Below are 7,986 nucleotides of genomic sequence, written 5' to 3'. Positions count from 1 at the left end.
CAATCCCACTGTTATAGACATTGAGCAACGCACGGTTATTTTTTAACTTTGAATCATAGGGAGGGACTTTAAATTAAGAAGTCTTGCCGTGATCGGTCCAATAGTGCCCAGATTAATGTAGTAAGACAATATTAAACAAAATTTTACCTGTTTGGCCGGATACTTAGCATTAATAGATTAAGTCGACTTAAGTCAAATTCAATGTCCGTCCATCGCTCGAAGCTGACATTAACGCAGGCCCTTAGATATCGAATATAAAGAGATAGTGCACTCTATGTAGGATTGAGTACGGTTGATAAGCTATTCAAGTCAGAGCTCACCCGCCTGTTCAATAACTTCCGTCCATGATTTTTTAGAATGCCAATCATTGTATCTTTCCATCAAGGGCAGGTAGTGCTCAGGGATATCTGAATCGGGTGCGTTGCTATATGAATAGGCCATTCCTTCTCTGAACCATTCCGGTTTCATCATTGTCGCAACAGCACCAATTTCGGAAAATTGAAACCAATGAATCAATTCATGCTGAGTAATGTAGCTTTGCCAAGAAGCGGGAGCTATAACCGTACCAAGAAAAGGGTATGAGATGGCCCGCTCATAGCCTCCTCCGAACGACTGATAACACTCTAAAGTGGAGCAATATACAAATATAGGCTTTGAGCGAAGAGGTATTCCAGCAGAAGAGACTGCATCGAAGGCGGATCCGTACGACTCTTCGGCTTTTTCCATTTCTTTTGTGTGCTCGACACAAACCGAGTTGTGACATTTCATGCCGTTTAAATGTGGAAAAAGCAATCTAACCGGTTTTACGAACGACCACGCTAGCAATGGAAGCGAGGTAAGAATCAACACCAATGACAACTTTTTGATCACTTTAGCTCCTTGTGTACCACATTTATGCATTTTGCGTGCGGACGGTGTAACTCGCTCAACAGTTAGGTACTGATCCTTAGGTCAACGCAAAAATACCGCTACCAAGATACACTATTAATAACCTGAATAGCACTCGTTTAAGCCCTACCGACTGCATGATACCTAACATTGGTTATGCGTTACACCGACGAAAGTCCGATTGGAGCGAGAAGCGGAATTTGAATTTTTCTTAATGTTTTTAATGTTCTTCAACTTGCAGCGGTTTTATTAGTAACTGAGGTTACGCTAATGGCTTTAGGGAACTCGTGAGCGGCGCCAATTTGTAGTATGCGGTTGTTTTACTCAACTTGTTGGTTTAACGTTAACTTGAAAGTCGGGGCTTAATGTTGCTCGCTATGCAACACCTCAATATGAAGAGAATGTTGTGTATTCAAGGAGGATAAAGATGAAGAAAACTCTAGGGCTCGTGATCGTTGCTTTTCTTACCGGATGTACATCGCAAAATTACTCGGATGTGAGTGACAGCCAAGCGGTCATTAGTAACCTAAAAGTCTCCGAAGTGGGTACGCCTAGAACCGATAAGCACCAGTTACATGTAAAGTTTGATTATAGTATCAAGAACTACAAAGCACTTGATGGTCTATATACGTGCTCAGTCTTGTTTTCGACGGGAAAAGGTGAATGGGTGACCCAAACCATAGGAAACGATCCTTGCCAAATCGACTCAAGGAGCGGCTCAGTGTCAATGGAATGGACTACTCCTTTATCGACGAGTGCGGATTATTCAGATGAAGTATTGAAAAAAATGCAGTTACCACTCAAATACCAAGTAGCTATTCATCAAAAAAAGACTAAAAGCAGAAACAATATCATCGGTATGAGTGAACCTCTCTACCTTTCACCCAAACGATAAGAGTAATGACGCGTTTAGCTTGCGAGCCTCTGAGTACAGCAAGTATGACAAAGTTGGTCCTTAAGAGCCTTTCATAGCAACGAGTCTTTCCCCAACCCTTTACACTCAATTTCGAATGAGCGAGTGATCTAAAACCCTCTCTTACGCTATAGTACAGGGAGTCTTAGTAAAGGAGTATTGCGCTTATGAGAAAATGGATCTGGATATTTGCGACAGGAGTTTCCGCTGTAGCGGTTAATGTCCAGGCGCAAGAACTCTCAAATATGCAGCAATGCCTGCTAGGTAAAATGAATGACGCCAATGCTGAAGTCACTATTGCGGATGTTCGGGCTCAGTGTGAAGAAGAACTTCGCTCTGCTGAGGACGAGGACATTGTTGAAGTCGATGCCGTTGAGCAACCTGGCGCTTTAACTAACCGCATGAAAAGTGAGCAGGTTACTCAGTTTGACCCTTATGTTTTAACTCCGCACCGTCGCAATTATTTACTGCCGGTAATTACCAGTAACAACATTAACCGCGAACAGTATGCGAGCGTAGATGGTTACGAGCAAAACCTTGAAGACTACGAAGCAAAGTTTCAGTTCAGCTTTAAAGTACCTTTCAATAGAGAAAGCTTGTTGTTTGAAGAAGATAAACTTTTCTTCGGTTTAACCGTGCAGTCGTGGTGGCAGGTGTACTCCGATGATATTTCCAAGCCGTTCCGTGAAACCAATTACATGCCTGAAATTTTCTATGCCACACCAACCGGCTGGCATCCTTTTGGCACAAATACGGGGGTCGTTTTTGGTGCCGAACACTTATCAAACGGTCGCAGCCAGCCTTTGTCGCGTAGTTGGAACCGATTTTATGCACAGTTTTTTGTTGAAAAAGGCCGTTTTGTTTTTTCCCTAAAACCCTGGATACGCTTACAGGAAAACAGAAAAACCGACCCTATGCAGTCCAGCGGAGATGACAACCCGAACATTACCGACTACGTTGGCGACTACGAATTCACCACGGCTTACAGCGATGGTGACTTTGAATACATTCTTCGCCTTCGTCATGCCATTGATACCGGCAGAGGGTCAGCAGAACTCAACTGGACCTTCCCTATTGGCGGTAAATTTATAGGTTATACCTCAATATTTACCGGTTACGGAGAGAGTCTCATTGATTACAACCATAAACAGACTCGCTTTGGTATCGGCATAGCTTTAAACAACATTCTATAACGGCTTAAATGGATAAAAACGGCTGGAGCAAGAGGATACTCCAGCCGTAAAACTTAGGCACTAAGCCATTCCTTTCATCGACTGTAGCGAACGCTCGACTTCGCTGTCGCCTGCCATTAAATCAAAAGCTTTATGCTCCGTTCCATTTTCGTCAAGGCAGCGTCGCAGAACGCTGGCAACATCTTCACGAGGCACAGAGCCCGGTGCCAGTGAATCGCCAACAACCACTTTACCGGTCGCCTCTTCGTCCGTTAATGCCCCCGGGCGAACAATGGTCCAGTTAAGGTTTGTACGCATCAACTCCCGGTCTGCATAATGTTTTGCAGCATAATAGGGAAGTAAAGAATCGGCCCAGTTTTCCCGGTTGTTAGACTGCCACGCACTGACCATGACATAACGCTTAACTCCGGCTGCTTCTGCTGCCTCCATAGTTTTTACCGCACCGTCTAAATCAACCAACAATGTTTTATCGTCACCGGTACTTGCACCTGAACCAGCGGTAAAGACCACGGCATCGACGCCGTCAAAAAGCTCCTGCCACTTTGAAACCGGTCCTTCTAAATCACCTAATTTGGCGGTAACACCTCGTTCCTGCCATGCCTTTTGCTGCGCTTCTTTACGCACCACCGCAATCACTTCATGTGTTTTTGCGTGCTGCATCTGCTCAACCAAATGCTGACCTATTTTTCCATTCGCTCCAATAACAGCTACTTTCATCATCCACCTCCATGAGTTTTTCTCTGTCTGATTCTACGTAACTTTTACTGAATTTAGATCGCCATTTTACTGACATTTACAAGTAGCATAAGGCTTGTAGGCATTACGACAGAGCACTGTCATATGACAGGCTCAAAACTGACGTCACGCTGTTTTTCTAACACTGGTAGCTTTATTCAGCACACGAAGAGTGTATTCTTTAAAACAAATAAAAAGGTGAATCGCAATGAAACAATCTCTGACTGAAAAGCTGTATTTAGCGTATCGTTTTGAATTTGAGCATAACGGCCATACTATTACGGCAAATGCTTCCAGCCTTACCGGTAAAGAAGAAATTCTGGTCGACGGCGTATCGGTATCAAAAAAACGTAACCTGGGCTTATCCAGTCGCCATCAGTTTCAGGTTGATGGCACTTCGTACGAACTACGCTTCAATGTGACCGGTTTTCTGTTCTGTCGGGTGGAATGTACTTTGATGGCGGACGGCAAGGTCATAAAAACCGAAACTCGTTCCGCTTTTGATAATAAGAAAGTTTTTATCCGTAACCTCATTTTATTTTTTCTGGCCGGTATGGCCTTTGGTTATTTAGCAGCCACCATAGCGTTAAAGGTAATGGGGTAAGCTATGCAAATTGATGCAGCTAAAGCCATAGAGCTAAGGAATAAAAGAGGTTGGACACAGCAGCACCTGGCGGATGCCTGCGCAGTCAGCTTACGGACCATACAACGCGTTGAAAAAGATGGCATAGCGTCACAGGAGACCGTTGCAGCCCTGTGTAGTGTGTACGAAATAGAGCGACAGGTTATCGGAGCAGACTCTGCCACAAAGCCCAAAGTCAGTAACGCAGTAAATCAACAACGGTCACCGAGCTGGTTAGATGCACTGCCCATGTTAATCACACTGCTGTTAGGTATGGCTATTGGTATTGGCTTAACACTCTGGCTAACTAACCGCTAATGAAAAGTGGGCATAAAAAAGGCAACCCGAGGGTTGCCTTTTTAGACTTCGAGGCGCGTAATTACAGCGCTACGATGTTCTCAGCCTGAGGACCTTTAGGGCCTTGAGTTACTGCGAACTCAACGCGCTGGCCTTCAGTTAAGGTTTTGAAACCGTCGCTAGAAATAGCGCTGAAATGTGCGAAAACGTCTGCGCCGTTTTCACGTTCGATGAAACCGAAGCCTTTTGCTTCGTTAAACCATTTTACTGAACCAGTAATTTTATCAGACATAATATATCTTCCTGTAACTTTTAAGTATGTGGCCGTTAAAGGCCGATGATGCGGGTAAAAATAAGAACTTAGAACTACAGGACGATGGTATTAATAATAATAGGTCAACGAAGTGGAGTTTTTTAACTAACTGTCTTTCTATCTATCCGACGCAGTGGAGTCTACGCCTATTGCACTGTGAGTCAAACGATTTATCACTTTATTTTGATAATAAATTTATGCGTCAGTGTCATCTGCCCAGACAACACAGTTACGACCTGCCCGCTTAGCCTTATACAGCGCCTGATCAGCCCTTCTGTAAATACTGGAAACGTCATCTTCCGCTCGGCTCTCCGAGGCGCCAATACTGACTGTTGGGTTAATAATTTCCCCTGAATCGAGCGTAATGACTGTCTCTTCTACCGCCTGACGCACTCTTTCCAGTACTTGCGTCGCACTCTCATGATCGGCGTAAGCCAATACCACCATAAACTCTTCACCACCCACCCGGACAACGCTGTCGCTGCTACGAACGGCTTCTGACATGGCTCCGGTGCCTGCAATTAGTACTTTATCACCCACATCGTGCCCGTAAGTGTCATTAATTGCTTTAAAGTGGTCAAAGTCAATAACGGCAACAACACATCCGCGCTCATCGTTTTTCCGTATTAAGCTTTGCTCAAGTATTTCCATACCCGCCGAACGATTCTTAAGTCCGGTTAAAGCATCGGTATAGGCAATAACCGCCATATCATCCCGTTGGCGAATTAGGTCGGAACGAACCTGTTGCTCAGCAATAACGGTTTCGACTGCAGTACCCATCATTCTTACCATTTCGACTTCAAGCTCACTGAAAGGCTCCGCCCGTCTGTTTTTGCGGGAAAACCCTAAAATGCCCCAAGTTATATCGTTAATAATAATAGGCGTACCAATGTAGGTCTCCAGGCCGTAAGTCTGGAAACTGGAGTGATCTTTAAAGCGTGGATCTTCTGAAGCGTCATTGGTATGAATTAAATTATTGGCCTTAAGTACTACCGAACAGTAGGTTGTCGCCAGAGGTAATTGCGTACCGGCAGGAAAATCCATTTTTGCGGTTTGCACCCATTCAATGGTGTAAGTCTCGTTTTTAATGGAACTGGCGGTACCAATATCAACACCTAAGTAATCCACACCAACTTTTAGTAACTCATCAATGGAGGCGGGGTCAATCCGGCGTCCACGTTTATGAATCACTTCATGAATGGTGCGCATAACATCAACCGATGCGTAATAGTCCGTTACGTCCTCAATAAGAGCATAAAGACCAATGACCTTACCTTGCTCATCAAATTCAGGCAGGTAGCGAATATCCAAAAAGCACTTACGTCCGTTTCGGAAAGTAATAACGTCTGAAAACTCTAGCTTCTCACCACTAGAAAACACACGGTCATGATTTGGCTTTACCCGCTGGTAAGATTCGTCACTCAACACGTCGGTTACCGGTCTACCCAGCATGTCATCCGGCGTTAAATCAAAAAACGAGGCATAAGCCGTATTCACAAAGCGAAAACGTCTTTCAACATCAACATAAGCTACCATCGTTGGCAGCTGTTCAATAATTCTATGAGTAATACGGTTTGTTGACATAGCGCCTCGTCGCTTTAAAACTCAAGGGTACGAGCCAGCATAACTGCTAACGATACTAACTAACAGTGTAGCAAAGTGTCGTAAACTATTCGGATAAGATTGCCTTAAAGAACTCGCTACCCTTACGGCGGGCAAACTCTATATTTCGTTCCGGAATGGATTCCGGATCATCGTAGCTTTTCAGCGCCTCTTCAATGCTGGCTTCACGCAGCAAGTGTAAGGTCGGGTAAGGAGCCCGGTTGGTGTAATTAGCCGGGTCATCTTGTGGTTCACCGTCAAAACAATAGTCGGGATGAAAATGCGCCAGTTGATAAACGCCCTCGTAACCCTCTTCAACAAGCAATGCATCGGCAATATCAACCAGAGTCAGAAAGTCATAAAAGCCTTCAAACCCGGAAGGAAGAATAAGCAATGTGGTTTCAGTTTCAGGCGTCGCGTCCAGGTGGTTAACTTCATCCAGTAATTGTTGCAGCACGGCTTGAGGTTCGCGCTGAGCAGCTGTCACATATCGAATACTCTTACGCTCAACTTCGCGGCGCGCGAAAGGGCAGATGTTGTACTTTACAATCAGCTGTTGCACCCAATGGCGGGTTTGCTCAATAATCTTAGCTGTATCAGTCGTCATTTTTCGTATCTTTTCCGAAAAGGAAGCCACTTTGCCATGAAATCGCTTGAACTCAAAGTACCGCCCGTGCTGGTTGTTGCCGTTGTTGCCGGGCTAATGTGGTTAACCGCCCATTACACGGAAGCCTTTAACCAGTTTTATGTTGGTCAGCGCGCTGCCGCTATTTTCCTATTGGCATTAGGCGTGTTATTACCCTTGCTGGGTGTTATTGGTTTTCGGCGTGCACAGACAACAGTAGACCCACGCGACCCTGCCAAAAGTACAGAACTGGTCACCACGGGTATTTATCAGCGAACGCGGAACCCAATGTATTTAGGCTTTTTCTTTTTGTTAATGTCGTGGGGCGTTTTTCTGGGTAGTGTGTTTTCGTTATGGGGCTTAGCGTTGTATGTGGCTTACATGAACCGCTTTCAGATTATTCCAGAAGAACGTATTCTGAAAGAAACCTTTGGTGAAACTTATAAAGATTACTGTCAGAAAACTGGCCGTTGGTGGTAGCGCCGCTTAATTTAAAAAAGCTGCCGCCGTTTTAAGCTCCGGCCCAGTAGAATGAGGCCCGACAAGCTAAACCAGAGCGCAGCGGTTGCCGCAACAATGTTCAGAAGGCTGTTGAAGTCGCGTTCACCGCTGTAGTCCATAAAGTGTAAACGGAACATCCAGTCACTTAACCACCAACTGCTGTTACGGTGATCAATCACGTCGCCGGAGGCTGCGTCTATATAAGCACGCGTTGCAATGTCATCGCTGAAGGTCACTCTAAAGCCCTGGCTTCGCCAACCAATAATCTCATCAGTTCCGGTTACGGCATGCACTTGT

10 protein-coding genes and 1 pseudogene are annotated in these 7,986 nt (G+C 45.0%); 5 read left to right on the top strand and 6 right to left on the bottom strand.

Going from position 1 to position 7,986, the window contains the following annotated elements; translation table 11 throughout:
- Positions 1–309 precede the first annotated feature (309 nt).
- Complete coding sequence (locus B3180_RS15015; RefSeq protein WP_222235968.1) at positions 310–870, bottom strand: hypothetical protein; 561 nt, start codon at positions 868–870, stop codon at positions 310–312.
- Positions 871–1,315: 445 nt separating this feature from the next.
- On the opposite strand from B3180_RS15015, the gene B3180_RS15010 reads away from it, so the two are divergent.
- Positions 1,316–1,783 (top strand): hypothetical protein, encoded by a 468-nt coding sequence (locus B3180_RS15010; RefSeq protein WP_271332236.1) that lies wholly within the window; start codon positions 1,316–1,318, stop codon positions 1,781–1,783.
- Between the two features lie 185 nt (positions 1,784–1,968).
- Positions 1,969–2,994, top strand: coding sequence for a phospholipase A (locus B3180_RS15005; protein WP_278358941.1), 1,026 nt, complete (start codon positions 1,969–1,971; stop codon positions 2,992–2,994).
- 60 nt (positions 2,995–3,054) lie between these two features.
- On the opposite strand, the gene B3180_RS15000 is transcribed toward B3180_RS15005, so the two are convergent.
- A complete protein-coding gene (locus tag B3180_RS15000; RefSeq protein WP_278358942.1) occupies positions 3,055–3,714 on the bottom strand; it encodes an SDR family oxidoreductase in 660 nt (219 codons plus the stop codon).
- Positions 3,715–3,937: 223 nt separating this feature from the next.
- Here B3180_RS15000 and B3180_RS14995 point away from each other — a divergent pair, with 223 nt between their 5' ends.
- Entirely contained in the window at positions 3,938–4,333 is a 396-nt protein-coding gene (locus B3180_RS14995) for a hypothetical protein (RefSeq protein WP_222235970.1), read from the top strand.
- Between the two features lie 3 nt (positions 4,334–4,336).
- The gene (locus B3180_RS14990) at positions 4,337–4,669 is read left to right on the top strand and encodes a helix-turn-helix transcriptional regulator (RefSeq protein ID WP_222235971.1); all 333 of its coding nucleotides are present in this window, start codon (positions 4,337–4,339) and stop codon (positions 4,667–4,669) included.
- Positions 4,670–4,730: 61 nt separating this feature from the next.
- On the opposite strand, the gene B3180_RS14985 is transcribed toward B3180_RS14990, so the two are convergent.
- The 3 genes from B3180_RS14985 to B3180_RS14975 form a co-directional block, all read right to left on the bottom strand.
- Positions 4,731–4,940 (bottom strand): cold-shock protein, encoded by a 210-nt coding sequence (locus B3180_RS14985; protein ID WP_054490368.1) that lies wholly within the window; start codon positions 4,938–4,940, stop codon positions 4,731–4,733.
- Between the two features lie 216 nt (positions 4,941–5,156).
- A complete protein-coding gene (locus B3180_RS14980) occupies positions 5,157–6,545 on the bottom strand; it encodes a diguanylate cyclase (protein ID WP_199495091.1) in 1,389 nt (462 codons plus the stop codon).
- Between the two features lie 85 nt (positions 6,546–6,630).
- Entirely contained in the window at positions 6,631–7,170 is a 540-nt protein-coding gene (locus tag B3180_RS14975; protein WP_222235972.1) for a DUF1415 domain-containing protein, read from the bottom strand.
- Positions 7,171–7,206: 36 nt separating this feature from the next.
- On the opposite strand from B3180_RS14975, the gene B3180_RS14970 reads away from it, so the two are divergent.
- Entirely contained in the window at positions 7,207–7,668 is a 462-nt protein-coding gene (locus tag B3180_RS14970; RefSeq protein WP_278358943.1) for a methyltransferase family protein, read from the top strand.
- A gap of 11 nt (positions 7,669–7,679) precedes the next feature.
- On the opposite strand, the pseudogene B3180_RS14965 reads toward B3180_RS14970, so the two are convergent.
- A pseudogene (locus B3180_RS14965) lies at positions 7,680–7,986 on the bottom strand (hypothetical protein); the annotation flags it as partial.

It is taken from the genome of Idiomarina sp. UBA4206 (genome assembly GCF_002383015.1).
Lineage (GTDB): Bacteria > Pseudomonadota > Gammaproteobacteria > Enterobacterales > Alteromonadaceae > Idiomarina > Idiomarina abyssalis.
This window is presented reverse-complemented; position numbering and strand designations above follow the sequence as displayed.